The sequence below is a fragment of the Fructilactobacillus cliffordii genome, from assembly GCF_024029355.1.
Classification (GTDB): Bacteria; Bacillota; Bacilli; order Lactobacillales; family Lactobacillaceae; genus Fructilactobacillus; species Fructilactobacillus cliffordii.
The window spans coordinates 764,952-791,879 of record NZ_CP097117.1 but is presented as its reverse complement, the minus strand read 5'-3'; the positions used below and the strand labels follow the sequence as shown (position 1 = coordinate 791,879).

The window sequence follows — 26,928 nt, the reverse complement described above, 5'->3', positions numbered from 1 at the left end:
AGTTAAGAGACTCCCAGCGGTAACCAAACCGATAGCAGTACTAGCCAGTAACTTTTTGAACTTTTTAATGATGTTAGCCTCCTTTCAATCAAGATTAGCAATTAGGCAGTTTATCATACTAACATACTAGTCTAATTAATTACGATGTTTCTTTTTAAATCAATGGTGTGACGTTTATCTTTCAGTTGAATTAGCACCTGATACTTGCCGTTTGCCATCGATTTAGGAGGTAAGTAAAACTTAACGTCTGAGTTAGGGGCAATACTAACGTCTTTCATCTTTTTGGTAGCTAACACTTTATTGCCGCGCTTGAGGACCATTTTACCATGTAAATGCTGCAAAAGTTGCGGTTTATCGTTGGATAACGTGGCTACAACACTAGGGTTAGCATCAGTTGCTAAGTAATCTGTTGATATTTTTTTAAAGGTTAGTTGTTTGAGATTAGGATGATTAGCAGGGGTATTTAGGGAAACCCCAGTCACAAACGTTACTTTATTTTGAATATCACCTTGGCGGTCTACGACTGAGGTAGCGTTAATTCCACCTAAAGTAATGCCGTTGCCTTGGTTACCAGTTTTAATTTTATAAGTCACAATTTGATTAGAATGCGGAGCAAGAGTGAGTTTATGCTTGCGCTTGCCAACAACTTTATTAGTCAAACTCATTTTGCCACGAGGTTGGACGGTATTGTTACTATAACTAATGGTTCCGTTGTCAGCAGTAATCGCATTGTTAACGTTAGTCGTGACAATCATCGGTAGATCACTGTCATTACTTAGCATGACCGGTAATTTATAGGTAGTATGATTCTGAGAACGTAACGCAAAGTAACTCTTTCCTTTTTGAATCGGTAAGTTACCTAAGAGAGGAGTTACAGAAAAATTATCTGGGGCATCCTGAGCTTTGGCTACCGCAGGAAAACAGAGAAAAGCGAGGATTGATAATCCAAGGACCATATTACCTAAAGACACCTTAATTTTCATGGTGTTTATCGATGCTTTTTAATTTAGCTTGGAACTGGTTGTTAATGACAATCAAAATGACTAGAAAAAGTACAACAATTCCAGTTGCAGTCACACCAAAGTGCAGGAATTGACCAGTTTGTGGCAACGAAGTAACTGGCGCAGGTTTTACACTGGCCATGGGAGTTTCTTTGTTGTTATTATCGGTGTTCTTGTGCTCTTTTTTCTTTCGATGTTCTTGACCTGATTGGTCATCTTTTTTGTGATCCTTGTGCTTACCAACGCTCATATTAACAGAACTTTGTTTAGAAGTTCCATCAGTAAACTGATTGTCAGCATAAATACTACTGGTTCCAAAGATGATGGCAATCAAAGCTAAGCCTAGAATCGCAAATAAGAAGGCCTTTTGTTTATCAAATTTCATCTAATCACCTACCTATTTAGCTTGATTGTTAAGCAGCTCTTTTTGTTTCCTTTTTTGTCGGTAAATTAGGTACAGCAATAACAAGATAATCAAGAAGAGGGCAACAAGAAGTGCAATCCACCACCAGTTGTTATTATTGTAAATTACTGAATCCTTGATTGAAACGTTGAAGTCTTTTTCAATTTTCCAGTGATTACCGTTTTCATCGTGGGCTCGTAAACTCAGGTGATATGTTCCGGGGAGGAGGGCATTTTTTCCAAAATCATTTTGCATGTTGAAATTAGAATTAGGTGCCATGCTTAGTTGATATTGTTTGTTTTTGGATAAAGTCTTCTTCGAATTTCCCTTTCGATAAATCCGATTGGTAACTGTCATCCCTTTAATTGTGGTTGGCCGTTCATTAGCTAATTTAGTGTTGATGAGCGTTTGGGATCCACTTTTATCGGGTTTGATACTTGGAACAGTTAACTTAGGATTAACTTTTTTATCTTGCGACTTAATCATAATCGGCATAACCAACGAAAGTTTATTGTTAAGGTTAACGTTGTTAGCATTAACATTATCATTTCGGTTTTCAGTCTTTACGTACAATGCTCCCAAGATGATTCCTTTATAGTCCTTTTTGGGAGGAGTTACTGTAAAGCTAACCTTTTTAGTTTGATTGGCACCAACTGTGATTTTTTGTTTCTTTTCTTTAACCAAGTCGCGCATTTTGTACTTTAAAGTTCGATCATAAGGAACTTTTCCGGGCTTATAAGTAATTGAACCATCTTTAGAAGTGTAAGCAGTGGTTGGTTCAATTGTTAAAGTTTGAGAATAATTAGCAAGGTTAGCCACATCCATCGTAATTGTTTGCGGTTCGCCTGGCTTAGTTTTGAAAAAGAACGATCCACCCTGATCAAATTGTGTGGATGGATAGTTGGGCTTAACCGCTATTCCTGGACCCGGGGTAGCGTTTACTGCTGTAGGAACTACCAATGCGAACAGGAAAGAGAAAAAGGCGATACCTAATAGTAAGCGCAATTTGTGGTTCTTTAAAATCATAATTTTCCTCTTCTATATTTATTAGTAAAAAAGGGAAACACTCATACAAATAAGTGATCCCCTTTTTAAACTATTGAAACTCGTTAACTCTATGCAGTAGGGTTGTTTGGAGTTCCAGCAGTCAATGTCCAAGTAATAGGTGCGTCGTATGAACCTTCCTTAGTGTTAGCAGGAACAGTTAAACTAGCAACATTCTTACCTTGTTTGCTGTAGTCAATCGTAGTGTTACCAATACCTTCATTGTTGTTAGCAGAAGCAATGTTGGTACCGTTACCACCAGCAGAAAGACGAGCATTTGGAGTAACATTAACCCGTGAGTTTTGGCTGTTAGTGTAACCAGTGTTGTTCAAGTTAATTGCCCAAGCACCAGGATTGTCAGTAGCAGCACCGTTTAAGCCACGGAATTGACCAAGAGCGGCACTTAATTGCCAACCATTTTGAGCCTTACCTTCTGCAGTCCGGCTGTCAGTGATTGAAATTTGACTTTGACGGTTACCAGTGTTGTTGTTTAATAACCCTTGAACTTGGTTATTACTTGATTGACTGGTTGGGGCAAAGTTCAAGTCAGGAACTGAGTTCAAAGTTAAGTAACCACTTTGAATGTCAATGTGAGCATTTGAAGTTGCAGAAACATCACCAGTTTTAGCATCTTTAGTAGTGCTAGTGTTTTGTGGTAAATCATTGTTACTGAATGTTTCAGCGTGAACTGCAGGTGCAGCAACAGCTAAACCAAGGACAGCAGCAAATGAAGCAACTCCACCAATGATGAGCTTGTTCTTCTTCATAATTGAAGACCTCCTAAAATATTAAAATGTGAGTAAGCACGGGAATCCGCGTTCACTTAAACATTGTACTCAAAAAGCACAATTTTATTATAACCTATAAGTGTTAAAAGAAAAGCAAAAAATAAAAAAAGTTAATTAATTTTTTTCAATTTGATTGTTTAGCGTAAATCAAAGATTAAACTTAATTGAAGGTGATTATACTGGTAGATATTACTGTTATCTACTCGGTTTCTTTTTTGTAGTTGTTGAGTAGAATGGTTTCCTCATAGTTAACGTTTTGCCGTAAATGTAATCCCATGTTGCGAGAAATGTGACAATTTTCAATTAATGTCTCAATTGCTTTTCGTTCTGCTTCCAGAGCTTGGGTTTTTAATTCAAGAACTTGACGGTTGTATTTTTCTTCTTCTTGTTCACTATCTCCAAATGACTTTGCTTCTTGGATACGATTTTGATAATAAACTAACAAAAAGTGGATATTTTGAGAAGAAAAGTCCTCGCGATTAATGTCATCCCGATTGAGGAAGTGATTAATCGCATTGATAGCTCCTTGCGACCCGACCTTTTGGATTAATCGTAAATCGTCCTTGGTTTGTTTACTCTCCTTTTGATTCCATTGCCAGATTTTAAGCAGGCGGATTAAGCGTGATAACCATCCAATTCGATTCGTTTTAATTCGGTTTTGTTTGGTTCCGGTTGCTTGCAAAAGTCGATATTCTTCGCGATTTAATTGACGAGAAGCAATCCAGTAAGCGTCGGTTCCAATTAGTTTTTGTTTGTAGAGTTGTTCCACTGCATCACGCTCTCCACGAAGGGCCACACGGCGAAGAGCGATGGTTTCGTTCAAGTTTTTGGTGATTTCTGGTCGATTATGGAATTGGCGCTGTTGCTTCCGAATGGCAACTTCGTAATCCATGATGATGTCAAAAACTGCTCGTTGATTGGAGTCGGTTTTATTGGATTCAAGATAAGCAATAGCCGAGTTCATCATATAAAGTTTGGCAACTCCGTAGCTGACAAATTCGTTGTTTTTTTGCTCTTCCTCTTCTTCGTTGTCATCCTCTGGCTCGTTGTCTTTGATGCTAGAAGCTCTAGTTTCAATGGTTCCTTGTCCGGGAGCAATTAGCGGAAGTGTGATGGAAGCAGCAATTAAACTAATCACAATCACACCAGCTGCAATAAAAAGCATCAGAGCACGATCAGGGAATGGAGCCCCGGTATCAATGATAGTTGGTACGGATAAGACTCCAGCCATAGTGATGGCGCCACGTACTCCTGATAATCCGGCCAATAACCCCACTTTAAACTGTGGTTTTTTCTTTTCTTTTTTCGTTACGTAGTAGGAGAAAGCTTGGTAACCAAGAATCCATACTACCCGGATGATGAGAATCATCAACCAGATTAAAAAAGCGTAGCCAATTGATTGTAGAGTTCCATACTTATTTCCCTTAATCACGCTACGCATGGCTAATGGGAGTTCAATCCCGAGGATAAGGAAAACGACCCCGTTTAAACAGTACACGATTATATCCCAGGTTCGATTGGTTAGAAGGGTAATCTCGGGGGTTTGACCAGTTACTCGTTTATTTTGGACGTGATCAAGAATCCCAGCGGTTACCACTGCAATTACTCCAGAAGCATGAAAAAAATCTTCTGCAACAATGTAAACTAAGAAAGGAGTTAAAATTTGGAGGACAACGCTAAAAATGGCATCGTGGAAGTGGATGCTATCGAGTTTGTTTCTAACCCAAAGCAAGACGAGCATCAAGATCCAACCTAGAAAAAGCCCCATCAGTGACATGTAAATAAAGTCACCAGCGGCTTTGTAAATCGAGAAATAACCAGTTACTACGGCCGCAATTGCATATTTAAAGGCAATTAGGCCACTAGCATCATTAATTAAACTTTCGCCACTAACTAAGTGCAGAATGCTTTTAGGTAGGTTGACTCGCTTGGAAATTGATTGAACCGCCACCGGATCAGTCGGGGAGAGGATTGCAATTAAGGCAAAACAAACCGCTAATGGCATTGATGGGATTAGCCAGTTGACGATAAATCCACCGACGATCGTGGTTAAAAAGACTAACCAGATAGCGTTTTCAAAGATGGGACCTCGAAGCTCCCAGAGTTCTTTTTTGGGGAAATCACGTCCATCGTTAAATAGTAACGGTGCTATAAACAGCAAGAGGAACCAAGTAGTATCCAAGTCAATTTGAAAATTAAAGCAGAGAGCCATCCCAACTCCCAGCGTAATTTGAATTAAACTTACTGGTACTATTGTGATGTAATGGCTAGCAACGTTAGAAATTAAAACTAATCCAAGCAAAATCAGCACGGCTTCTAAAATGTGCATCGCGAGTCCTCCTATATAAAAGTAATTAATAATTCAATTATACCGGAGGTCGGCGAGTTTATAAAATTTTATTGGTAGTTAAGGAAAGGATACAAAAAGATCCCTGTATCATGAATTTATTTCATAATACAGGGATCTTTTTCGCTTATTTAAGCTGTCAATCAAGGAAGTCTAAAATTAGATTACTTTGATATTGCTTGATTATTCGTATTCAATCGTTGCAGGCGGCTTACCAGTAATGTCGTAGAGGACGCGGTTAACGCCTGGAACATCATCAACGATTCGTTTGGAAACCTTACCCAGGACTTCCCAGGGAACTCCCGCAAATTCAGCGGTCATTCCATCAACCGAGGTGACAGCCCGAATTGTAACGGCTTCGTCATAGGTCCGTTCGTCACCCATGACCCCCACGCTGCGAATGCCAGGCAGGGCAGTGAAGTATTGCCAAACGGTCTTGTTTAAACCAGCTTTAGCAAATTCATCTCGTAAAATGGCATCGGAGTTACGTACCATCCGTAAACGTTCTGGTGTCACTTCACCAATTACCCGAATGGCTAAACCAGGACCAGGGAATGGTTGACGCCAAACTAATTCACTTGGCATGCCCAATTTCTCCCCGAGTTCGCGAACTTCGTCTTTAAATAGTTTGTTTAAAGGTTCAATCAGTTTGAACTGTAAGTCTTCGGGCAAACCACCCACGTTGTGGTGGGATTTGATGGTTTGGGCCGTATCAGTTCCGGATTCAATCACGTCGGTGTAGAGCGTTCCTTGAGCTAGGAAGTCAACGTCCTTAAACTTACGGGCCTCGTTGGAGAAGGTTTCAATGAACTCTTTTCCGATGATTTTCCGTTTCTTTTCGGGATCCGTAACGCCCTTGAGCTTGTTCAAGAAGTGATTGCTAGCATCCACGAAATCGATGTTTAAGCCAAAGTCTTCACCTAGGGATTTGAGCACTTGTTCGGCTTCGCTTTTCCGCAACAGACCGTGGTCCACGAACACCGGGATCAGTTGGTCGCCAATGGCACGGTGCAATAGCACTGACACCACTGAGGAATCAACTCCACCGGACAGGCCGAGTAAGACCCGTTTGTCGCCCACGGTTTCTTTGATGGTTTGAATTTCATCTTCAATAAAGTCGTCCATCGACCAGTTAGCTTCGGCACCAGCAATGTCAAAGACAAAGTGGCGTAACATTTCCCGACCTTGAGCCGTTAGGTTTACTTCGGGATGGAACTGAACGGCGTAAAAACCTCGTTCGGGATCAGCCATGGCTGAGATGGGGCAATTAGCACTGGTAGCGGTCGCGGCGAAGCCATCGGGAACCTTGGTAACGAAGTCACCGTGACTCATTAACACTTGTTGTTTTTCGTCCATATCCTTGAAGAATTCGGAATGGGGATCCGTGACGTCGATGTCAGCCTGACCGTATTCGCTGCTTTCAGCGGTGACGGTTTCGCCACCCGGCAAGTCGTGGGCCATCAGTTGCATTCCATAACAAATTCCTAGAATTGGGAGTCCTAGGTTAAAAATATCAGGATCAACTCCAAGGGCGTTCGGGCCGTTAACACTATTCGGACCACCAGAAAAGATGATGGCTTTAGGATCCATCTTTTTGATTTCTGCGGCGGACAGGGTATGTGGTTTTAATTCGGAATAAACACCCATTTCCCGAATCCGACGGGTGATGAGTTGATTGTATTGGCTTCCGAAGTCCAACACAACCACTGAATCATATTTTTTGGCTAAATTTGGCATTCCAATCCTCCTATTTGTGGTAGTTGGGAGCACTCTTCGTGATCAAAACGTCGTGTGGGTGAGATTCCCGTAATCCGGCGTTTGTAATTCGGCAGAATTGAGCGTCCTTCATGGTAGCAATCGTTGGGGCACCAACGTAGCCCATGCCGGCTCTTAAACCACCCATCATTTGGTACAGAATGGTTTCTACGTCCCCTTTGTATTCGGTTTTACCTTCGATACCTTCGGGAACTAATTTCTTTTCTGATTTAACCTTGCCTTGGAAGTACCGGTCAGAAGAACCTTTTTCCATGGCTGGAATCGAGCCCATGCCCCGGTACACCTTGAATTGTTTGCCATCGGCACTTTCGAGGATCTTACCAGGAGCTTCCGTTGTTCCCGCAAGCATGCTTCCGAGCATCACGGCATCACCACCAGCTACAAGAGCTTTGGCAATGTCACCAGAGTATTGCATCCCACCGTCGACGATGATTTGGCGTCCGTATTCTTTGGCAACGGCAGCACATTCAAAGGCAGCACTGATTTGGGGAACTCCAACTCCAGCAACAACCCGCGTGGTACAAATTGAACCAGGACCGATACCAACTTTAACCACGTCTGTTCCAGCTTCAAAAAGAGCGCGAGCCCCCGCAGCTGTAGCAATGTTTCCTGCAATCAAAGTCTTGTCAGGGAATTGTTTCCGGATTTCAGCGACTTTTGATAAAACACCTTTAGAGTGTCCGTGGGCAGAATCTAACACAATGGCGTCGGCGCCGGCTTCAAAAAGGGCTTTGGCTCGGTCGAAAGATTCTTCGTTGATTCCTACGGCAGCAGCGACAAGGTAATTGCCGTTTTCGTCTACGGCGGCATTGTCACCAGTTACTTCAGCGGTCTTGACCTTTTTCACTTCGACCGCTTGATCTGCAGCAGACATATTTTTGTGAATGACCCCGAGACCACCTTGACGGGCCATTTCAATTCCCATGGCTGATTCTGTAACCGTATCCATGGCGGCACTTAAGACCGGAATGTTTAAAAGAAGGTTTTTGCCTAATTTTGTTTTTAAGCTGACCTGGTAGGGCAAGACAGCACTAGCTGCCGGTACCAAGAGCACGTCATCGTAAGTAAGTGCTTCATGTTGGCCAAACTTGTTTTCCCAATTATCCATATAATCCCCCTAATTATCTATGACTGTTATTAATATCATAGAATAGCAGAAAGAGCGGGGGAAATCAAAGAAAATCACGAACACTAACTCCACTATTGCAAATTAATGTACGTAACCATTTTGACATGGAAAAATGTTTGGAATTAGCAGGGGAATTATTAAAAATTTGAGAATAATGGTAGAATTTAACTAAACACTCAAAAAAGAAAGTTGGTTGAATTCATGGACGGAAAATTCAAACGAGTGCGGGGGATGGAAGATATCCTGCCGGAACAAACTGCGATCTGGCAACGAATCGAAGATACAGCCCGTGACGTGTTTGCGCGCTATAACTATGCTGAAATTAGAACCCCACTGGTAGAAAAGACGGACGTGTTTAGTCGGACCTCCGGGGATTCCTCAGACATTGTGACGAAACAAATGTATTCATTTGAAGACAAGGGTGGACGAAGCATCACGCTACGTCCGGAAGGAACGGCCGGGATTGTCCGCTCGTTTGTCGAAAACAAGCTATTTGGACCAGAACACCCCAAACCAGTTAAGACTTACTACATGGGACCAATGTTTCGTTACGAACGACCGGGGGCTACGCACAACCGGGAATTTCATCAAATCGGTTGTGAAACGATTGGAACTGTAAGCCCTCAAATCGATGCTGAAGTGATTCGCTTAGCCATCGACATTTTTCAAGGCTTAGACATTCAAGACTTGCGAGTGGAACTCAACACCCTCGGAGACGACGAAAGTCGGGCTGCTTACCGGGACACGTTGGTGGACTACTTTAAACAGTACCAAGACGAGTTGAGCAATGATTCGCAACGGCGGTTGGACCAAAACCCACTCCGAATCCTTGATAGTAAAGACCGGCATGATCAAGAAATTGTGGCGGGGGCCCCGAAATTGGAAGACAGCTTAAACGAACGTTCGCAACAATACTTTGCGGCAGTCAAACGGGCATTGGACATTTTACACGTTGGCTACACGGTTGATGATCGGCTAGTGCGGGGGCTCGATTACTACACCGATACGGTGTTTGAAATCCAAGCGAAAGCACCCGCCTTTGGGGATGAATATACCACCATTTGTGCCGGTGGTCGTTATAATAACATGGTGCAGGAATTTGGTGGTCCCGAAATGGGTGGCGTGGGCTTTGCGTTTGGAGAAGAGCGACTAGCCACGGTGGTTCAAGCCGATGAAAACGAACATGCGGTGGACTACTTCATTTGTACTGATACCAAGGACAAAGAATCCGCAGAAGTTAATCGCATTCTAGACGGAGCGTTAGCCAAGGCAGCGGAACTACGCAGTAGTGGAAACATAGTGGAAGTAAACTTCCAGGAACGTAGTATGAAGAGTCAAAAGAAGGAAGCCTTTAAGCTAAACGCGAAAAATATTATTGTAATTGAATAATCAGGTTTACTTAAAGAGGCTAATTACCGGAAATCGGTAGCTAGCCTCTTTTTCAATGTGAAAATTAATTTGCATATTTATGAAAGTGCTTAATTTAGGATTGAAATGTTATTTATAATTATTACAACTTCAACAAATTGGCTGTTTTGTTCAAGTTACCTCATCATTTTTGACTGTAACTTGAACAAAAACGGTATTTTGACAAAGTTGGCGTCCAATTTTAAGAATTAACTTAGCTAAATCTAGCGGATTGTTAAAGCTGTTCATCTTATCCTAAATCATCCGTTTGATTTGTTGCCATCTGTCGTAGTTCCTTGTACAGATAACCTACAGAGTCCTTGTGGACCAGGAAAATTAGCGTATCCCCAGGTTTAATCACGGTTGAACCGTGCGGCAGAATCGTAAGGTTACCCCGTTTAATCGTAATCAGAATGGTATTTTCCGGCCACTTAACGTCTTGGACCTGCTGGTTGGCGACCTCGCTAAAACCAAAGACCGGCACCTGGAGTTGGTCGGTGGCTTCCAGTGAATCGAGGTAACGTTTAACACTTGTCAGCCGCTCCGAGAGTACCTGATAGATGGGTTGAGTTCCCATTAAATCAGCGGTAAGGTAGGCAATTAAAACTACAATGGTTAATGACATGAAGTTTCTGGTACTACCCACTAATTCGGTGATTAGAATGATGGAAGTGAACGGAGCCTTGCAGACGGCAGTCAAACAACCGGCCATGCCAAAGATAATCAGATTGTTCATTAAGTTGGCGGGTAAAAAGCCCAGTTGGTGCATGATGGTACCGTAGCCAGCTCCAATTAAAGCCCCAATGGTTAGGATGGGCATGAAGAAACCACCTGGTAAGCCGGCGCCATATGATACTAGTCCAAAGCTAAACCGCAACGTTAACCAAGCTAAAATCAGCATCACGGCATAGTGGTGGGTGGCCAGGAGCATGATGATTTTACTTCCCCCACCGGTGGTAGCAGGAAAGTACATGCCAATTGGAATGATGAGGAGCAGGGGAATTGCACAGTAAAGCCAACTCGGAATCAACTTGATTTTGGAATACCACGCTGGGAAATTGAGCAAACCTAAGTTATAGAAGTGACCCAGAATTCCCAAGGCTAAACCGAGCGGCAGTAACTGCCAGTACATTACCGGTTGGAGTAATTTTTGATAGGTAATTGGAAGAACGGGAGCTAATCCAAATACGTTTTCTGAAACAAAGTTAGAACACAGTGCCCCAGTCAGGCAGGAGAGCCAGATAGTGGGTTGAAAGTTCCGATAGACGCCTTCAAGGACGAAGAAGGTGCCGGCTAACGGCGCGCTAAACGTAGCAGAAAGTCCTGCAGCAGCTCCAGTGGCAATCGAAAGCCGTCTGGTTCCGCCTTGTTGTTTTAAGCCAGCGGCAATTCCTTGACCCACGGCACCTCCAAGTTGAATGGATGGTCCTTCACGTCCCATGAAAACTCCGGTAGAGTTGGTGAGCACGCCCGCTACGAATTTCTTCCAGAGGACCTGGATCCAGTTCATTTCGAGGTTCCCGGCTAGCTGCGCTTCTACCTGCGGAATTCCAGAACCACGGATGCTCGGTTCGGATTTAACCAGCAAGCCGACCACGATGGCCAACAAGAGGGCCAGAGGAATGGCAATCCAGAGATTTTGCCAATGATGGGGAATGGTTTGGTACAAGTGTGTACTGAACTGGAGCCCGTGCTCAATCAGAACGCGAAACACAGAGATGACGCCCCCCGTTGTGATTCCAATAACAGCGCTAATTCCCACGAATTTTAAGTTTGCTAATGCTAGCCAGTGCGGTTTGGCCACAACTTCCATCTCCTCCATGATTGTTTAAAACATTCATTATTGTATCATTTTCCGGCGCTAGTTCGAGATGTGGTAAAATAAGGAACAATAGAATGCGGATGATGGTCACAATTTTCCATCATTTCAAGCTAACGAGTAATGATAAAAATTTGGTAGTTAATTACCTCAAATTGATTAAACAACTTAAGTCTGAATAAAAAGAAAGATGGTTAGAAATGGATAAAGTAAAACAAAAACGGGTGTGGCCTCGCGTACTAGTAGTACTTCTGATTATTGTAGTAGTTGCCAGTGGCTTCGCAATTTATTATCTTTTTAACTTTGCCTTTCAAAAGGGTGGCTTTGCTTCCCAGCAGGGGGGGAACGTTAACACTGAATTTTACGATGAAACGCCATCCCAAACTTGGACTCAAAAAACCAAGGATGGGTTACTTTTAAAAGCCCATTATTTTGCTGCGGCGCAACCTACCGACAAAACGGTCGTGGTGGTGCATGGTTATGGAAGTTCCGCGCGGAAAATGAGTTCATACATCAAAATGTTTCATAACGATGGTTACAACGTTTTAGCGCCCGATAACCGTGCATTTGGGGATAGTCAAGGTCATTATGTGGGTTATGGCTGGCTAGATCGGATTGACCTGGCCAACTGGATGAAGCAGTTAAACGAATACAATCCCCACGCAGAAATTGGAATGTTTGGGGTCAGCATGGGGGCCGCTGAAGTGATGTATACGCTTCCGCTTGCACCGAAAAACGTGAGGTTTGCGATTGCCGACTGTGGATACTCCAGCATTAACGCTGAGTTGGCTTACGAACTCAAGACGATGTTTAATTTACCGTCGTTTCCAATTCTACCGTTGGCCAGCATTTACTCGAAAATCTTAGCGAAGTACAATTTCCAGCAGGCCAATACCAAGCAAACCCTGCGCAATAATCAGATTCCGTTGTTCATCATCCACGGGGATGCCGATCAGTTTGTCCCGACCAAGTTTGCCTACCAGAACTACAAAAACAACGGAGGCAAGAATAAGCAAATCTGGATTGTGAAGGGAGCGGGGCATGCCCAAGCTCGTTCTACGGATCCAGAAGCCTATCAGCAACGGACCCAGGCCTTTGCCGAACGGTGGTTTAATACTCAGCCGTAGGGATTTATCGACATTACTGTGTTGGAAAAGATATTTACAAAAAGTGTTAGAATTGATATGCTAAAGATAAATTTCTTGCTTAAAAATAAAACATTATTGGGTTAAACGATAATGTTATTACAATCAAAGGTGGATTAAAGCACATGAAAAAAGTTACAAAAGCGATTATTCCCGCGGCTGGATTAGGAACCCGGTTCCTGCCGGAAACCAAAGCAGTTCCAAAGGAAATGTTGCCGGTGATTGACACTCCAACGATTCAATACATAGTGGAAGAAGCGAAGGCTTCGGGAATTACCGACATTGTGATTGTTACGGGAAGTGGTAAAAACGAAATTGAAGACCATTTTTCACCGAACTACATGTTGGAAGAAAACCTGGAAAGCAAAGGGAAGCTCGACATGTTGAAGTCGGTACAAGCTTCTGATGACGTAAAGGTTTATTTCGTACGCCAACCTTATCCGAAAGGCTTAGGGGATGCGGTCTTAACCGGTAAAAGTTTCCTCGGCAACGAACCATTCGTGGTCATGCTTGGGGATGACTTGATGACTGATCAAGTTCCGTTGACTAAGCAATTAATTAACAGTTACGAAAAGACCGGTTCATCAACTCTTGCTGTGATGCGAGTTCCGCACGAAGAAACTTCCAAGTACGGAGTGATTGATCCCATCGAAAAAGTGGACGATGAGACCTACGACGTACGTCAATTCGTGGAAAAACCGAATCCAGACGATGCCCCTAGTGACCTGGCTATTATCGGACGGTATCTCTTTACTCCAGAAATTTTGGATGTATTGGAAACGACTAAACCAGGTAAGGGAAACGAAGTGCAACTGACGGATGCGATTGACACTTTAAACAAGTCCCAAAAAGTCTATGCACACGAATTTAAAGGGGAACGATTTGATACCGGGAACAAATTGAGCTGGCTCAAGACGAACATCCAATTTGGTTTGAAGCGCCCTGATTTAAGTGCTGATTTGAAGGATTACATCATCAAATTGGCCAATGAATTAAATAAATAATCACAAAAAAACGCTGATTCGATTCGAATCAGCGTTTTTTTGATGATCAGATGGTTTAGCCTTTACCCCCCATGAAGGAAGGATAAAGCGTCATTCCACCATCAATGTAGAGGGAAACTCCAGTAATGTAACTGGCTTGGTCAGAGGCTAGGAAGGCAGCTCCAGCGGCTACTTCTTCGGGAGTTCCAATCCGATTCATGGGTACCATGGAAACCGTGGATTTGTATTGTTCTGGATTTGCAAACTTCTTGGCGTTGATTGGAGTATTAATGGCCCCCGGACAAATTTGGTTAATTCGAATATTTTGGTTAGCGTATTCCATAGCCGTAGTTTCGGTAAAGAGCTTTACACCACCTTTGCTGGCTGCATAGCTAGCAAAGTTTGGCCATGGAATTTGTTGATGCACGGAAGAGGTGTTGATGATGGCGCCTTTTTTCTTGTTAGCCAACCAGTAGTCTAAAGCAGCCTTGGTTCCTAAGAAAGTTCCGGTCAAGTTAACGTCTAAAACAGCGTTCCAATCGTTAAGTTCGATTTGATCCGTTGGACACCGTTTTTCCATGCCGGCGTTGTTAAAGAACACGTCTAGTCCACCGAAAGTAGCAACGGCCTTTTTTACCAATGCATCAGCAGCGGCTTCGTCACTAATGTCTTGTTGAATAGTCGTGGCTTTTCCACCAGCAGCTTCGACTTTAGCAGCAGTATCGTTAGCTGCCGCTTCATTACGATGGTAGTTAATGACCACGTTCATGTGTTCTTGACCGAGTCGTTCAGCAATTGCAGCGCCAATTCCAGAGTCTCCCCCGGTAATCACAGCCGTCTTGCCTTCAAGATCTTTGTACATAACCATACTAGTTACTCCTTTTCTGTGTGTCGAGATATCTCAATTTTACCATACCTCTTTCGCAACTGTGGCAGTGGTCTCTTGGAAATTAAATTGTTAAAAATTAAATTTTGTGAGCTAAATATTGGGGTTCGACTGGTGAAGCTGTTAGAATGAATTAGTAAACTAATTGAAGGAGGAATATTATTATGAACTTAACGATTACTGACCCAGCAATGGACTACATCAAGAAACGCATGCCAGATGCTAAATACTACCTGTTAGCTACTGATGATGGTTCCAACCAATACTCAAAGGGTGGCGGTTCTTGTACCGTTGGTGACACTTTCCAAGTGGTAGGTGTTTCTAAGTTAGAAGCTCCATATGACGTTAAAATGGATAATAATCAGGATGCTCCTTTCTACACGAGTAAAAATGACATGTCATTCTTTGACAAGGGTATGAAGATTGACTTTAATCACAACTGGCTACAATTAAAGAGCGATAGTGAACTATTAGACGGTCAAATGACTACTAATGATGCTACTAAAGGCGTTGAAAACACTGGCATGGACGGTGTGATTGGCTGCTAATTAGTAGTCTAATCCATTGTAGTAAAAAATTTTATAAACAAAAAAAGTGATGTTAACTGAAAAGTCAGCATCACTTTTTTTATCCCGCTAAATACTTTAAGAAGCGGTCTGCTCCCAAGAAAAATAACAAGAGAATTATGACCACAATCAATAATTCTAGCCATTTCCCGGCGAGCAGTGAATTTCCTCCGAGGGCATAAATCAAGGCCAGAGGGATTGTTCCCAAACAAGCCGCCACTTGGACTAGTTGATTCCCAAAGCGTCTTTCGTCGTTAGCAGCTTGTAAGCTAACGAGATAAGATGGGATGGCTGGAATTGAATAACCCACGACCAGTGCCATCAGGGGATTCTTGCTGTTTTTTAGGTGATCCGCAAACCGATTATGTTTGTATTCTTTTTGGACGTCACGTTTGAAGAGGCTAATTAGATGAATGGCTACTAAGTTACCCAGACCGATGGAGATTGCATTAATTAAAGTTCCAAATAGGGTGCCAAAGCATAATCCAGCTAAAATTGCGATTGGCATTACAGGAATCCCCGGCACGACGGTCCCGATAAATAAGAGCACCATCAAAAGCAGGGCATCGAACGCACCATGTTGGCGAATTTCGTGGATGGCTTGTGGTCGTTTTGAGGGATCAAACATCATCTTAATTTGGGGGAGGTAATCTTTAAAGATCATTAGCAAAATTAAAATGCCGATGATGGTGGCACCGATTTTAATGAGATCCATGCGACTGATTCGGGGTAATTTCATGGTTACTCCTTAATTGTTTGTAACTATTTTTTTTCATGTTCTAAAACGTTTTTGGCAATGAACGTAGCGTATTTAGGCGCTCCAGTAGTGTTGGGGTGCGCTTGATCATTGTAAAGCCAATCCGGATGGTTTTCGACGTAGTCATTCCAATCAATCACGTAGAAGTTTTTGTTCTTTTGGTGGGCTTCCGTTAAGAGGTCGTTGTTCTTGTTTTGCCATGGTTGAGACGGAATGTGGTTATTAATCCAGAAAACGTTGCGGTTAGGACCCGCAATTTTAATCACTTCGTCGATGGTATCCTGATTAATGTTCCCGTTAGTACCTAGTCCAATGATAACATTTTTACCCAAGACTCCCTTACTTTGCATTTCTTTTAAGGAAGAAATGGCTGCATCAGCTTGGCGGGAGACCTGAGCGTCAATGTAGAGTTGTGGGAAAATCTTTTGTAAATCATCCCGACCCGCTAACATGACGGAGTCGCCCACGGCACTTCCAGATAATTGTTGAGCCTGTTTTAGTTGCGCCTTGGTAAGTCCGTCTTTTTGAATTTTTGCTTCGTCTTCAGAGGTTCGTTTAACTTTTTTACCGTCTTTAATTTGTTGGGCTAGTTTTTGGTTATATTGTTTTTCCTTTTTGGCGTTTTGCTTAATGTGGTTAGCCAGTGGAGAATGGTTCGCCACCTTGGGGTCCACAATGGTGGATTGAAGGAAACCCACCATTCCTAATGCAATGATTAAGGAGAGGATGGCCCGCCGCGGAGTAATGTGATTGACAAAATTCAAAATCTGCCGAGCAGCGTGGGCATAATCATAGTGGCTGAAGGGAACTTCCACGTAACGGTAGGAAAGCTCTGAAATCACCAGAATGATGACAACTTCAATGATGGCGTAGAGCCACTGGTAATCAGAAAGGTTCGTAATTTTATCGCCAAAGAATACGAAGACCGGTAATTGATAGACATAGATTTCATAACTTCTTGATCCAATCCAATCAAAGACCGGATTCGTTAACAAGCGATTCCAAACGCTGGCGTTAGCGATGATGGCCCACATGGCGAGGACGGTGAAGATGGAAAAGAGGAACATCCCCCCACGGTATAAGAATGGTGATTGGGCGCCGACCGTAAAGACGGTGATTACCATTCCAGCCATTCCAATGGCGCCAATCACCTCGAAAAACCAGCGTTGTTGGGAATTTGGGTTGCTAAGTGTCTTTTGACTCGGCCAGAGGACCGTTAAGCAAGCCCCTAACAGGATGGAAAACATCCGGGTATCAGTTCCATAATAAACCCGACTAGGATCAACACCAGGTTTAAACAAGAAGGCCATTAAGAGAGCCGAAATCACGGAAAGAATTAGGGCCGTCCAGAAGATTGCACGTTTAGATTTACGGAAAAAGTGGAGTAATAAAATGACAATCAGAGGCCAAATTAGATAGAACTGGCCTTCAATGGAGAGGGTCCAGAGGTGCGTAAAAGGGGACTCTGAACCAGCAAACTTTTGAAAGTAAGACTGACCGTTTAAAATTTCGAACCAGTTATATACGTATGCAAGGTTTGTCAAGATACTCTGCCAGAGGTTGGCTAGAATGTTACGTTGGAAAAATGTAATGTAAGCGGCTGTAGCAAAGAGCATCACAATCAGAGTTGGATACAGACGTTTCAAACGTTTATACCAAAAATGACCGTAACTGAAGGTACCAGTCGTTTGGTATTCATTAAGCAGATGGTCTGTTACTAGGTATCCTGAAAGGGTCAAGAAGACCGGAACCCCTAAATAACCCCCACTAAAGAGAGCAGGATTAAAATGGTACAGAATAACACAAATAACGGCTAGGGCTCGCAAACCCGTAAATCCGGTAATGAAGCGATTTTTAGGGCGATCAGTTGGCATGGTGATGAAACCTCTTTTGCAAAATTTTTGGGCACATCTTTAATAATATATCCCGAAGAATGGCGTTACAATAGGCAAGCGTAAATTAAAGAAAAATTAAGCAAAAAAATAACCTGCCATAATGACAGGTTATTTTCTATTAGTGAAGAAGATTATTGTTCAGTTTTTTCAGCGACATGATCTGCTTCAATTTTAATGGTGTCGTTTTCTTTATCCAACACGGCCTTGATGTCCTTAACATCTTGGTGGTCAAGGTAGTACATTGCGATCTTGTCACGCAATTGTTGTTCGATGACTCTCCGCAATGGCCGAGCGCCCATGGCTTCGTCGTAACCTTGTTCCATCAACCAGTCTTTGACATCTTGAGAAATGGCCAACTTCATGCCCTTGCGAGCCAAAGTTTCGTTCAAGTCCTGAATCATCAGATCCACGATTTGACTTAAGTCATCTTTCGTCAGATGGGAGAATTCTACGATGGCGTTAAATCGGTTCAAGAATTCAGGACGGAAGAATGGAGCTAAACGATCCATGATGCTTTCGTTCTCATCGTTATCCTTCGTCATGGAGTTGTTACCAAATCCAGCGTTAGAAGTAGCGATAATCACTGTGTTCTTGAAGTTAACCACGTTTCCTTGCCCATCAGTTAATCGACCATCATCCATTACTTGCAGTAATAGGGTGATTACTTGGGGGTTAGCTTTTTCAATTTCGTCAAGTAAGACAATGGAGTAAGGATTCCGCCGTACTCGTTCCGTTAAGGTGTTACCGTTGTCGTTGTAACCAACGTATCCAGCGGTGGCACCAATCATCTTAGAAACTGCGGTTTCATCTTGGTATTCAGACATGTCCAGCCGGATAATGGAATCTTGGTTGTTAAACATATCCTTAGCCAGTTGTTTTACTAATTCAGTTTTACCAACCCCAGTTGGTCCAACGAAGAGGAAGGATCCAATGGGACGGTTACCATCATCAAAACCAGCCCGGTTCCGCCGAATGGCGTTAACAACGGCATCCACAGCTTCATCTTGGCCGATGATGTGTGATTTGAGCCGACTTCCCATGCCCTTCAAGCGTTCCATATCGTCTGAACTCATTTGTGAAACTGGGATTCCAGTCAAACGTTCTACTGATTCAGCAATGTCAGCAGGAGTGGCCACTGGAGTTTCAGAATTGTCAGACTCATTGTTTAATTGTTTTTCTAATTCTTCAATCCGAGCTTTGTCTTTAGCAGCAGCTTCGAAGTTTTCCGCGTTAGCGTTGTCTTCTTTTCGTTGCTTTGCGGCTTGTAATTCTTTTTCCAGACTAACTTTGTCAGTTACTGGGTGTTTAGCAGCTAAGTGAGCTGCGGTCATGTCAACTAAGTCGATGGCCTTGTCTGGCAATGATCGTTGTGGAATGTATTGTTCTGAGTAGTCAATGGCAGCCTTCAAAGCATCATCAGGTAATTTAACTTGGTGGTGTTCTTCGTAAGACTTCCGAATTCCTTGTAAGATTTCAAAGGTCGTCTTCTTGCTAGGCGCATTAACCACAACGTCATTAAAACGACGGGCCAAAGCAGCGTCTTTCATGATGGTGTTTCGGTATTCATCTTGGGTAGTAGCTCCAATGATTGAGATATCACCACGAGATAAAGCTGGCTTCAAGATGTCAGAAAGCCCCTTGCCACCATTTTCATCCCCAGAAGCACCGGCACCAACGATTTGGTGAATTTCATCAAAGAAGAGAATGACGTTTTTACGTTGTTCAACTTCTTTAACTAACTTTTGAATGTTTTCTTCGTAGGCACCCCGGTATTGAGTTCCGGCTTCTAGAGAAGAAAGGTCAATTGAAATGATTTCCTTGTCCTTGATGGTAGCTGGAACATCACCATTGACAATTTTTTGTGCCAATCCTTCAACGATTGCTGTTTTACCAACTCCGGCATCTCCAACTAAAATCGGGTTGTTTTTAATTCGCCGGCTCAAAATTTCGGCAGTTTCTTGAATTTCTTTGTCCCGACCAATTACGGGATCCAGTAAACCTTGTTTGGCTTCGTCAGTTAAGTTGCGACCGATTTTGTCAAGGTAACTTTCTTGTTTTTGATTTGCTTGTTGATTAGTTTGATTTGGTGTGACATTGTGTTGTCCAGTTTGGCCAGGAATCTGACCAGTGCGGCGCATTTCGGCCACTTGTTCTGGAGTTAATTCATGTCCGTTAACGACGTAACGAGCATTGGGGTTGTTCCCCATGTTGTTAAAAAAGCTGTTAAATAAGTCATCCATTCCGTTGTTTCCGAATGGGTCATTTCCAAAATTACTTGGCATAGAAAATCCTTCTTTCCTAAGTTTTTGAGAAAGCAATTAGATGATTTCCCGACAGAGATTTAAATTAATCTCTATGTTTAAAGTTTAACCTTTCTTAACCAAAAAGAACAGTAATTAGCTTGCAAAAGTCAAAAAAAGTCAAAATTTAGGCAAAATCTGGGGTTAAATTCAAGCATCATGGGGAACACGCCCAACTTAATGTTTTAAAATCTACTTTTGTTTGGTAAACTGTAACTATTGTTGTTTGGACTTTATGTAGAAAAAGGAGATTATCCGTATGGACGAAAGTCGATTAGATCGTGATCAACGGCCCCAACGATCACATCGAACCCGCAACATTATTTTGACGATTATTTTGGTCCTTTTGGTTGGTGGAATAGCCTTTGGATCTTATAAATACTTTGCTGTCAAAAACGCTGTTAACAAGGCTTATAACAGTGCTGGGTTACAAAAAGAACGTGATACCAATGCATTATTGAAGAACAAAAAACCGATTTCCATTTTACTCATGGGAACCGATACGGGGGAACTGGGTCGGACTTACAAAGGTCGGACGGATACCATGATGGTAGTTACCATCAACCCGAATACACATAAGACGTTGATTACCAGTATTCCACGGGATACGGCGGTTAACATCCCAGGCTATCCAGACCAATCACCCGCTAAGATTAACGCTGCCTATGCTTATGGAAGTGCTAAGACTGCTATTCAGACGGTGCAAAAGATGTTGAATATCCCGATTGATTATTATGCCATGATTAACATGCGTGGGTTAGTGCAAGTGGTTGATCAAGTGGGGGGTGTAACCATCTCTCCTGAATTAACCTTTGATTACGAAGGTTATCATTTTACAAAGGGGCAACCCACTAAAATGGATGGGAAAAAGGCCTTGGCTTACTCCCGGATGCGTTATGACGATCCTCGAGGTGATTTCGGTCGGGAACAGCGCCAACGGCAATTACTTGAAGGGGTAGTTACTAAGAGTGGATCCGTAACTTCATTACTAAATCAAGGTTTCATCGATTCTATTGCTAAAAACACGCAAACCGATTTGCAATTTTCTGATTTATCTGCGATTGCAACCGGCTACCTTTCTGCTCGCAAGAACATTGAAAATACTTACTTAAGTGGTCAGTCTGGAGAGGTAATTGGAGGACAAGATATGGAAGTTACTCCGCAATCACAACTTCAAAAAACAACGGATCAGATTAGAAACAGCTTAGATCTTCCTAAGGCCACCACGGGAGACATTGCTTTAAATTAAAAGGGAAGGATTAATTGATGGAATACTCTAAATTTAAGTATTTTTTGTTTCTTTTGAATCTCTTTCTCAATAATAAATTATTTATTGCACTGATAACGATCGTGGTTGTGTTTGGTCTTTTGGCATTTTTCATTTATGACTACAGAGCAAATGGCCCTGTTTTAAATGAACATCATTCGCCTAACCATCGCTTTAGACATAGTCGTAAAAGTATTTTTGAAACGCACAGCTGGGTTAAATCACTTTTTCTGATTATCCCAGCCTTTCTATTACTTTCTCTATTTGTTTTTAAAAATAGCTTAACGAATATCGATGCTCCAGACGTTGTTGTTCCAAATTCCAAACCGGAGTTAGTTGCGACTGGGATCGTTAACCGGATTAATCCTCGTGCCCATCAAGCAGAAATATTCGTCATCAAAAGGGGAAACACTTATCCTGTGATTGCTGAGGTTGATAGTCGAACGGTAACTCCCTATGATCAAGTAATTTATAAATATGAAGGGCTTCATATCGATAAAAAAGATTTTAATCGATTACATCCTAACGACGTTGTTGAAATTAAGACTAATAAACTCGAATTTAAATATAAAAATCATGCTGAGTTTAAGGACGACAAACACCTTGCTGAAAAAGTCGATTTGTTTAATAAATCCGACGTTAATGGGGTAGTTCATAAAATCCCAAATCCAGCTAAACCAGACTAAATCTAATTTATGATTTAGTTGCTATTTGAAAATATGAGTTTAATTGGAGGAGGTTAGCTGTGATTGATTTTAGACATAAAATTGATTATCGAAGCTTAATTTTTTTTACGGCATTTATAATGCTGATTTTAAGTGGGACATTTAGAATGACAATGTTTGTTCCACATTATCGAATGATTGCAAGAATGTGTACACTGTTTGATTATTTACCCTTACTCTTGGTTACGGTGAAAGTGTTATTTTTGGACAAGTTTTCAAATTTAAATAAATTAATTTTTATTGGGTTAGGGGTTATTCTTTTTTATTCATCTTATATTTCTAAATCGCATGATTTAGCTAATTCGTATTTTTTAATTCTAGGTTCTGCGGGGATTAACGTAAAAAAAATTTTTAAAGCATCTTTTTTTACCATGTTTTTTGTTATATTGCTAACTATTTTAAGCTCGTTTATTGGATTGGTTCCTAATCTAGTTTACTTTAGAAACGGCATTTTTCGGATGGCGCTGGGGACGATTTATCCTACCATTCTTTCATCTATAATCTTTTTCATCATGGTCGCATTTGTGTGCTGGAATATTAAGACGACCAATAAAAGATTGGTAATCAGTAGCTTCACGGTAATCTCACTTTTGGGATTGGTAATGTACATCTTAACTGATACTAGAAATGATTTTATTTGTACTATGTTGTTAGCAGTGGTTATTCTGTGGCGTTATTACGAAAAAATTCTTAAGACCAGATTACTGAGAGCTGTAGTTTTGGTAATGCCAACCATTGTATTTCTATGGACAATGATTTCAGGTTTCTTTTTCAATTCAGGGAATGCAACTTGGAACTTTTTTAATCGCTTATTCAGTAATCGACTAGCTTTAGTATATTATGCAACCAATCGGTACCCAGTTCGGTTACTGGGACAAAGTTTTAATGAACATGGAAATGGATATAGTTTGAAACCAGTGAAAAATTACTTTTTTATTGACTCTTCATTTTCTCGTGTGATGTTATTAAATGGGATGTTGTCATTCATTTTAATTTACTTAGCAATTCAAATTGCTTTCTACTTAATTATCAAAAAAGAAGTTCCTTTTTTAACAGCATTCCTATTGGTCTTTATCGTTGCCATGTTGGAAGGAACATTTTCAACTTTATTTATGACCGTAGCATTTAACGTTACTTTGTTTGGGTTGAAAGTATTACTCCCAGAAAGAAAGAGGTTTATTTATGACTGATTATTTAGTAGTTGGTTCAGGTTTATTTGGAGCAACGTTCGCCTATGAAGCAGCTAAGCGTGGTGACCACGTGGAAGTGATTGAGAAACGCGATCACATCGCTGGAAATATCTACACGAAGGAAGTTGAAGGGATTCAGGTTCATCAATACGGAGCACACATTTTCCACACGAAGATGAAAGACATTTGGGAATACGTGCAACAATTTGCTGAATTTAACAATTATATTAACAGCCCGATTGCTAATTATAATGGTGAGATTTATAACTTGCCGTTTAACATGAACACCTTTAGCAAGCTGTGGGGGGTTCAAACTCCTGCAGAAGCTCAGGCTAAAATTGAGGAACAAAAACGCAATGCGAATGTCCCCGAAAAGCCAACGAATTTGGAAGAACAGGCCCTTTCGTTAGTTGGAACAGATATCTACGAAAAATTAATCAAGGGTTACACTGAAAAGCAATGGGGAAGAAAGGCCGTAGATTTGCCATCTTTCATCATTCGGAGAATTCCAGTCCGGTTCATTTACGACAATAATTACTTTAGTGATCCTTATCAAGGAATTCCGAAAGGTGGCTATACCCAAATTGTCGAGAAAATGTTAGCCAGTGACTTGATTGATGTGAAATTGAATACGGACTTCTTTGCTCACAAAGATCAGTACTTAAACTCTGGTAAGCGAATTATTTTTACGGGAATGATTGACCAGTTCTTTAACTATGCCTTAGGGGAGTTAGAGTACCGGAGCTTACGGTTTGAAACTGAATTAAAGGACGTTGATAACTATCAGGGAAACGCAGTAGTTAACTATACTGACGCTGAAACGCCGTTTACACGGGTGATTGAACACAAACACTTTGAATTTGGCAAAGGTAACAAAGGGAAGACGGTTATTACGCATGAATATCCGAAGGACTGGCATCGTGGCGATGAACCGTACTATCCGGTTGACAATAAGCAAAACCGTTCCCTTTACAAGCAGTATACGGATTTGGCTGCTCAAGAAGCTGATAACGTCGTCTTTGGAGGCCGTTTAGGTCAATATCGTTACTACAACATGGATCAAACGATTATGTCAGCCTTACGGTTGGTTAAAACAGAGTTTGGTGAGTAATTCACAATGAAGGTAATTAAAAATTACCTGTACAATGCTTTTTATCAAATTTTCATTTTACTGGTTCCGTTAGTCACGTCTCCTTATTTAGCCCGAGTTTTGGGACCTACAGGAGTGGGAATTAATGATTTTACTAACGCTGTAATTCAGTTTTTTATCATTTTTGGTAGTATTGGCGTGGCATTGTATGGGAACCGTCAAGTTGCATACGTTCGAAATAATCGGGAAAAGTTAACTAATACTTTTTACGAAATCTTTTTCATGCGGATTATTACGATTGGAATTGCGTATGTTGCATTCTTTATTTTTCTTTCGTTAGTACATCGGTTTCAAATTTATTACTTAGCTCAATCATTTTCTTTACTGGCTGCTGCATTTGATATCTCATGGTTTTTCCAGGGGGTAGAAAATTTTGCTGTAACGGTATTACGAAACCTAATCGTAAAGATTATTACATTGATTAGCATCTTTACCTTGGTGAAATCATATGATGATTTAGCTATTTATATATTGATACTATCTCTTTCTGCTTTGATCGGGAACTTAACTTTATTCCCGAGTTTGCGTCGTTATATCGGACTGCCAAACTGGAAAAATTTTCATCTCTGGCACCATTTATACCCATCACTGGTGCTTTTTATCCCAGAAATTGCAACGCAAATTTACCTGTACGTTAATAAGTACATGTTAGGAATAATGACGAACGTAACGCAAGCAGGGTATTTTGGGCAATCAGATAAAATTGTCAAAATGTCCCTGGCGGTTGTAACTGCCACGGGAATGGTAATGCTGCCCCATGTTGCCAATGCGTTTCAACGGGGAGAAATGGATCGGGTTCGGGGTTATCTATATACTACTTTTGAATTTGTGACCGCGCTTTCCATTCCATTAACCTTTGGAATTGCTGCTGTGGCACGAACTTTTGTACCATTGTTTTTCTCAACCAAATTTATGCCAGTGATTCCTTTAATGATGTTGGAATCGGTTGTAATCATTTTGATTGCTTGGAGTAATGCAATTGGGGTGCAATATTTAGTCCCAACTGGACAAAATAAAGCTTATAATTATTCCGTAATTATTGGTGCTATTGTTAATATTGTTGCAAATGTTCCTTTGATTTTATTAATTGGAACGGTTGGAGCTACTTTGGCAACTGTTTTATCCGAAACTTGTGTTACCATCTATCAGGTTTATGCAATTCGGAATCAAGTTAATCTCAGAAAACTATTTGAAGGTTATTTTAAGTACTTTATTGCTGGAGTAGTAATGTTTGCAGTGGTGTTTGCGATTGATTTGAAAGCTCCAGATACGTGGCTGGCTCTTTTTGTGGAAATCATGGTTGGAATGATTTGTTATGCATTGATGTTAATCATTTTGCGACCCCACTTGATTCGAGAAACACTTAAAAAGTTAATGTCTAGAGCCAAAAACTAATTAAAATTAACCATTTAGACTAATTAATTTAAATGGTTAATTTTTGATAACTTGATAATTAACAATGAGAGAGGTCCCTATGAAAGTTAGTGTTTTTTTTGATAAAGCCATTAATGATTTAATTTATATTCCTATTTACCAAGTTAAATATAAAAAAAAGTATCGCAGCTTTTCAATTGCAAGCATTGAACAAACAATTGACGCAATTGTTGATGATCATATTTCTCTGAGTCGATTTGGCGATGGAGAATTTAAGTGGATTCATATGACTGAACAGCATTCTTATGAAAAAGAATCCCCGGAATTAAGTAACCGGTTATTAGAAGTCATGAATTCAACTGATCCTCGGATTCAAGTTGCGCTTCCACAAGCTTTTCGGGATCCCACCATTCTGACTGCCACAAAATATTGGGAACGAGAAATGGGTAAGTATGGGGAGCAATGGTCCAATGACCCTGATCCAGCGAAGCATTATTTTAATTCATCTGTTACTAGACCATACATGGATTTGATTGATAAATCCGTGGCTAAATATGTTTTTGATAAATTCAAGCGTTATTTACGAGGTAAGAATGTATTGATGATTGAAGGCGATCAAACTAACTTTGGTAAGGGAAATGATTTGTTAGATCAGGCCCAAAACGTTACGAGATTAATTTGTCCCGATCGTAATGCTTTTGAAAGTTATCAATCAATTTTTTCGCAAGCAATTAGTCAGATTAAAGAAAAGCAAATTGATTTGGTTCTAGTTGCTTTAGGTCCCACTGCTACAATCCTGGCTTACGATTTGGCCAAGGAAACGGATAAGCAAATTATTGACGTTGGACACATGGATATTGAGTATAGTTGGTATTTGAACGGGGACACGAAACGGGTTCCCATTACTGGGAAAGCTGTTAATGAGGCTGATTGATTTTAGTAAAAGATCAAATTCAATCCAATGATGTTCATTTTT

Annotated in this window: 22 protein-coding genes; 10 read left to right on the top strand and 12 right to left on the bottom strand. The window is 41.2% G+C overall.

What is annotated here, in order from left to right; translation table 11 throughout:
• Positions 1-131: 131 nt before the first annotated feature.
• From M3M38_RS03990 to guaB, 7 genes are all read right to left on the bottom strand, one after another.
• Complete coding sequence (locus tag M3M38_RS03990; protein ID WP_252813623.1) at positions 132-956, bottom strand: WxL protein peptidoglycan domain-containing protein; 825 nt, start codon at positions 954-956, stop codon at positions 132-134.
• 16 nt (positions 957-972) lie between these two features.
• Positions 973-1,386, bottom strand: a complete 414-nt coding sequence (locus M3M38_RS03985; protein WP_252766462.1) for a hypothetical protein — start codon at positions 1,384-1,386, stop codon at positions 973-975.
• Between the two features lie 12 nt (positions 1,387-1,398).
• Positions 1,399-2,430 (bottom strand): DUF916 domain-containing protein, encoded by a 1,032-nt coding sequence (locus tag M3M38_RS03980; protein WP_252813622.1) that lies wholly within the window; start codon positions 2,428-2,430, stop codon positions 1,399-1,401.
• 89 nt (positions 2,431-2,519) lie between these two features.
• Positions 2,520-3,215, bottom strand: coding sequence for a WxL domain-containing protein (locus M3M38_RS03975; protein WP_252766460.1), 696 nt, complete (start codon positions 3,213-3,215; stop codon positions 2,520-2,522).
• 220 nt (positions 3,216-3,435) lie between these two features.
• Entirely contained in the window at positions 3,436-5,565 is a 2,130-nt protein-coding gene (locus M3M38_RS03970) for a cation:proton antiporter (RefSeq protein WP_252766459.1), read from the bottom strand.
• Between the two features lie 201 nt (positions 5,566-5,766).
• The gene (guaA, locus tag M3M38_RS03965) at positions 5,767-7,320 is read right to left on the bottom strand and encodes a glutamine-hydrolyzing GMP synthase (protein ID WP_252813621.1); all 1,554 of its coding nucleotides are present in this window, start codon (positions 7,318-7,320) and stop codon (positions 5,767-5,769) included.
• Positions 7,321-7,330: 10 nt separating this feature from the next.
• A complete protein-coding gene (gene guaB, locus M3M38_RS03960; RefSeq protein WP_252813620.1) occupies positions 7,331-8,467 on the bottom strand; it encodes an IMP dehydrogenase in 1,137 nt (378 codons plus the stop codon).
• 222 nt (positions 8,468-8,689) lie between these two features.
• On the opposite strand from guaB, the gene hisS reads away from it, so the two are divergent.
• Positions 8,690-9,877, top strand: a complete 1,188-nt coding sequence (gene hisS, locus M3M38_RS03955) for a histidine--tRNA ligase (protein ID WP_252813619.1) — start codon at positions 8,690-8,692, stop codon at positions 9,875-9,877.
• Positions 9,878-10,145: 268 nt separating this feature from the next.
• Here hisS and M3M38_RS03950 read toward each other — a convergent pair whose 3' ends face one another.
• Positions 10,146-11,699 carry a ClC family H(+)/Cl(-) exchange transporter gene (locus tag M3M38_RS03950; protein ID WP_252813618.1) on the bottom strand — a complete coding sequence of 518 codons (1,554 nt, stop codon included), beginning with the start codon at positions 11,697-11,699 and terminating at the stop codon, positions 10,146-10,148.
• A 215-nt stretch (positions 11,700-11,914) separates the two neighbouring features.
• Here M3M38_RS03950 and M3M38_RS03945 point away from each other — a divergent pair, with 215 nt between their 5' ends.
• On the top strand, positions 11,915-12,841 hold the full coding sequence (locus M3M38_RS03945; protein WP_252813617.1) for an alpha/beta hydrolase: 927 nt from the start codon (positions 11,915-11,917) through the stop codon (positions 12,839-12,841).
• A 143-nt stretch (positions 12,842-12,984) separates the two neighbouring features.
• Complete coding sequence (gene galU, locus M3M38_RS03940) at positions 12,985-13,863, top strand: UTP--glucose-1-phosphate uridylyltransferase GalU (RefSeq protein WP_252766453.1); 879 nt, start codon at positions 12,985-12,987, stop codon at positions 13,861-13,863.
• A 55-nt stretch (positions 13,864-13,918) separates the two neighbouring features.
• Here the strand turns inward: galU and M3M38_RS03935 are convergent, their stop codons facing one another.
• Entirely contained in the window at positions 13,919-14,704 is a 786-nt protein-coding gene (locus M3M38_RS03935) for a glucose 1-dehydrogenase (protein WP_252767490.1), read from the bottom strand.
• Between the two features lie 188 nt (positions 14,705-14,892).
• Between M3M38_RS03935 and M3M38_RS03930 the strand changes: the two genes are divergently transcribed.
• Positions 14,893-15,276, top strand: coding sequence for an iron-sulfur cluster biosynthesis family protein (locus M3M38_RS03930; protein ID WP_252766452.1), 384 nt, complete (start codon positions 14,893-14,895; stop codon positions 15,274-15,276).
• 79 nt (positions 15,277-15,355) lie between these two features.
• Here the strand turns inward: M3M38_RS03930 and M3M38_RS03925 are convergent, their stop codons facing one another.
• The 3 genes from M3M38_RS03925 to M3M38_RS03915 all read right to left on the bottom strand — a co-directional run bounded on the left by M3M38_RS03925 (position 15,356) and on the right by M3M38_RS03915 (position 20,228).
• Positions 15,356-16,033 carry a TVP38/TMEM64 family protein gene (locus M3M38_RS03925; protein ID WP_252766451.1) on the bottom strand — a complete coding sequence of 226 codons (678 nt, stop codon included), beginning with the start codon at positions 16,031-16,033 and terminating at the stop codon, positions 15,356-15,358.
• Between the two features lie 23 nt (positions 16,034-16,056).
• Positions 16,057-17,925, bottom strand: coding sequence for an acyltransferase family protein (locus M3M38_RS03920; RefSeq protein WP_252813616.1), 1,869 nt, complete (start codon positions 17,923-17,925; stop codon positions 16,057-16,059).
• A gap of 152 nt (positions 17,926-18,077) precedes the next feature.
• Complete coding sequence (locus M3M38_RS03915; protein WP_274705780.1) at positions 18,078-20,228, bottom strand: ATP-dependent Clp protease ATP-binding subunit; 2,151 nt, start codon at positions 20,226-20,228, stop codon at positions 18,078-18,080.
• A gap of 277 nt (positions 20,229-20,505) precedes the next feature.
• Between M3M38_RS03915 and M3M38_RS03910 the strand changes: the two genes are divergently transcribed.
• The 6 genes from M3M38_RS03910 (at position 20,506) to M3M38_RS03885 (ending at position 26,886) form a co-directional block, all read left to right on the top strand.
• Entirely contained in the window at positions 20,506-21,495 is a 990-nt protein-coding gene (locus M3M38_RS03910) for an LCP family glycopolymer transferase (RefSeq protein WP_252766449.1), read from the top strand.
• Between the two features lie 17 nt (positions 21,496-21,512).
• On the top strand, positions 21,513-22,199 hold the full coding sequence (locus M3M38_RS03905; RefSeq protein WP_252813615.1) for a cytochrome c oxidase subunit II: 687 nt from the start codon (positions 21,513-21,515) through the stop codon (positions 22,197-22,199).
• 59 nt (positions 22,200-22,258) lie between these two features.
• Entirely contained in the window at positions 22,259-23,428 is a 1,170-nt protein-coding gene (locus M3M38_RS03900) for a hypothetical protein (RefSeq protein WP_252766447.1), read from the top strand.
• Positions 23,421-24,539 carry a UDP-galactopyranose mutase gene (glf, locus tag M3M38_RS03895; protein ID WP_252813614.1) on the top strand — a complete coding sequence of 373 codons (1,119 nt, stop codon included), beginning with the start codon at positions 23,421-23,423 and terminating at the stop codon, positions 24,537-24,539. Before M3M38_RS03900 ends, glf begins: the two co-directional genes overlap by 8 nt.
• A 6-nt stretch (positions 24,540-24,545) precedes the next feature.
• Positions 24,546-25,973, top strand: a complete 1,428-nt coding sequence (locus tag M3M38_RS03890) for an oligosaccharide flippase family protein (RefSeq protein WP_252813613.1) — start codon at positions 24,546-24,548, stop codon at positions 25,971-25,973.
• 79 nt (positions 25,974-26,052) lie between these two features.
• Entirely contained in the window at positions 26,053-26,886 is an 834-nt protein-coding gene (locus tag M3M38_RS03885; RefSeq protein WP_252813612.1) for a GT-D fold domain-containing glycosyltransferase, read from the top strand.
• The last annotated feature ends 42 nt before the right edge of the window (positions 26,887-26,928 follow it).

What these genes read in the sequence shown, in the direction of transcription:
- M3M38_RS03980 (WP_252813622.1), bottom strand. Translation starts at nt 2,430, where the DNA reads ATGATTTTAAAGAACCACAAATTGCGCTTACTATTAGGTATCGCCTTT.
- guaA (WP_252813621.1), bottom strand. Translation starts at nt 7,320, where the DNA reads ATGCCAAATTTAGCCAAAAAATATGATTCAGTGGTTGTGTTGGACTTC.
- M3M38_RS03905 (WP_252813615.1), top strand. Translation starts at nt 21,513, where the DNA reads ATGGAATACTCTAAATTTAAGTATTTTTTGTTTCTTTTGAATCTCTTT.
- M3M38_RS03985 (WP_252766462.1), bottom strand. Translation starts at nt 1,386, where the DNA reads ATGAAATTTGATAAACAAAAGGCCTTCTTATTTGCGATTCTAGGCTTA.
- glf (WP_252813614.1), top strand. Translation starts at nt 23,421, where the DNA reads ATGACTGATTATTTAGTAGTTGGTTCAGGTTTATTTGGAGCAACGTTC.
- M3M38_RS03920 (WP_252813616.1), bottom strand. Translation starts at nt 17,925, where the DNA reads ATGCCAACTGATCGCCCTAAAAATCGCTTCATTACCGGATTTACGGGT.
- M3M38_RS03885 (WP_252813612.1), top strand. Translation starts at nt 26,053, where the DNA reads ATGAAAGTTAGTGTTTTTTTTGATAAAGCCATTAATGATTTAATTTAT.
- M3M38_RS03925 (WP_252766451.1), bottom strand. Translation starts at nt 16,033, where the DNA reads ATGAAATTACCCCGAATCAGTCGCATGGATCTCATTAAAATCGGTGCC.
- guaB (WP_252813620.1), bottom strand. Translation starts at nt 8,467, where the DNA reads ATGGATAATTGGGAAAACAAGTTTGGCCAACATGAAGCACTTACTTAC.
- M3M38_RS03975 (WP_252766460.1), bottom strand. Translation starts at nt 3,215, where the DNA reads ATGAAGAAGAACAAGCTCATCATTGGTGGAGTTGCTTCATTTGCTGCT.
- hisS (WP_252813619.1), top strand. Translation starts at nt 8,690, where the DNA reads ATGGACGGAAAATTCAAACGAGTGCGGGGGATGGAAGATATCCTGCCG.
- M3M38_RS03970 (WP_252766459.1), bottom strand. Translation starts at nt 5,565, where the DNA reads ATGCACATTTTAGAAGCCGTGCTGATTTTGCTTGGATTAGTTTTAATT.
- M3M38_RS03910 (WP_252766449.1), top strand. Translation starts at nt 20,506, where the DNA reads ATGGACGAAAGTCGATTAGATCGTGATCAACGGCCCCAACGATCACAT.
- M3M38_RS03915 (WP_274705780.1), bottom strand. Translation starts at nt 20,228, where the DNA reads ATGCCAAGTAATTTTGGAAATGACCCATTCGGAAACAACGGAATGGAT.
- M3M38_RS03890 (WP_252813613.1), top strand. Translation starts at nt 24,546, where the DNA reads ATGAAGGTAATTAAAAATTACCTGTACAATGCTTTTTATCAAATTTTC.
- M3M38_RS03935 (WP_252767490.1), bottom strand. Translation starts at nt 14,704, where the DNA reads ATGTACAAAGATCTTGAAGGCAAGACGGCTGTGATTACCGGGGGAGAC.
- M3M38_RS03945 (WP_252813617.1), top strand. Translation starts at nt 11,915, where the DNA reads ATGGATAAAGTAAAACAAAAACGGGTGTGGCCTCGCGTACTAGTAGTA.
- M3M38_RS03930 (WP_252766452.1), top strand. Translation starts at nt 14,893, where the DNA reads ATGAACTTAACGATTACTGACCCAGCAATGGACTACATCAAGAAACGC.
- M3M38_RS03990 (WP_252813623.1), bottom strand. Translation starts at nt 956, where the DNA reads ATGGTCCTTGGATTATCAATCCTCGCTTTTCTCTGTTTTCCTGCGGTA.
- galU (WP_252766453.1), top strand. Translation starts at nt 12,985, where the DNA reads ATGAAAAAAGTTACAAAAGCGATTATTCCCGCGGCTGGATTAGGAACC.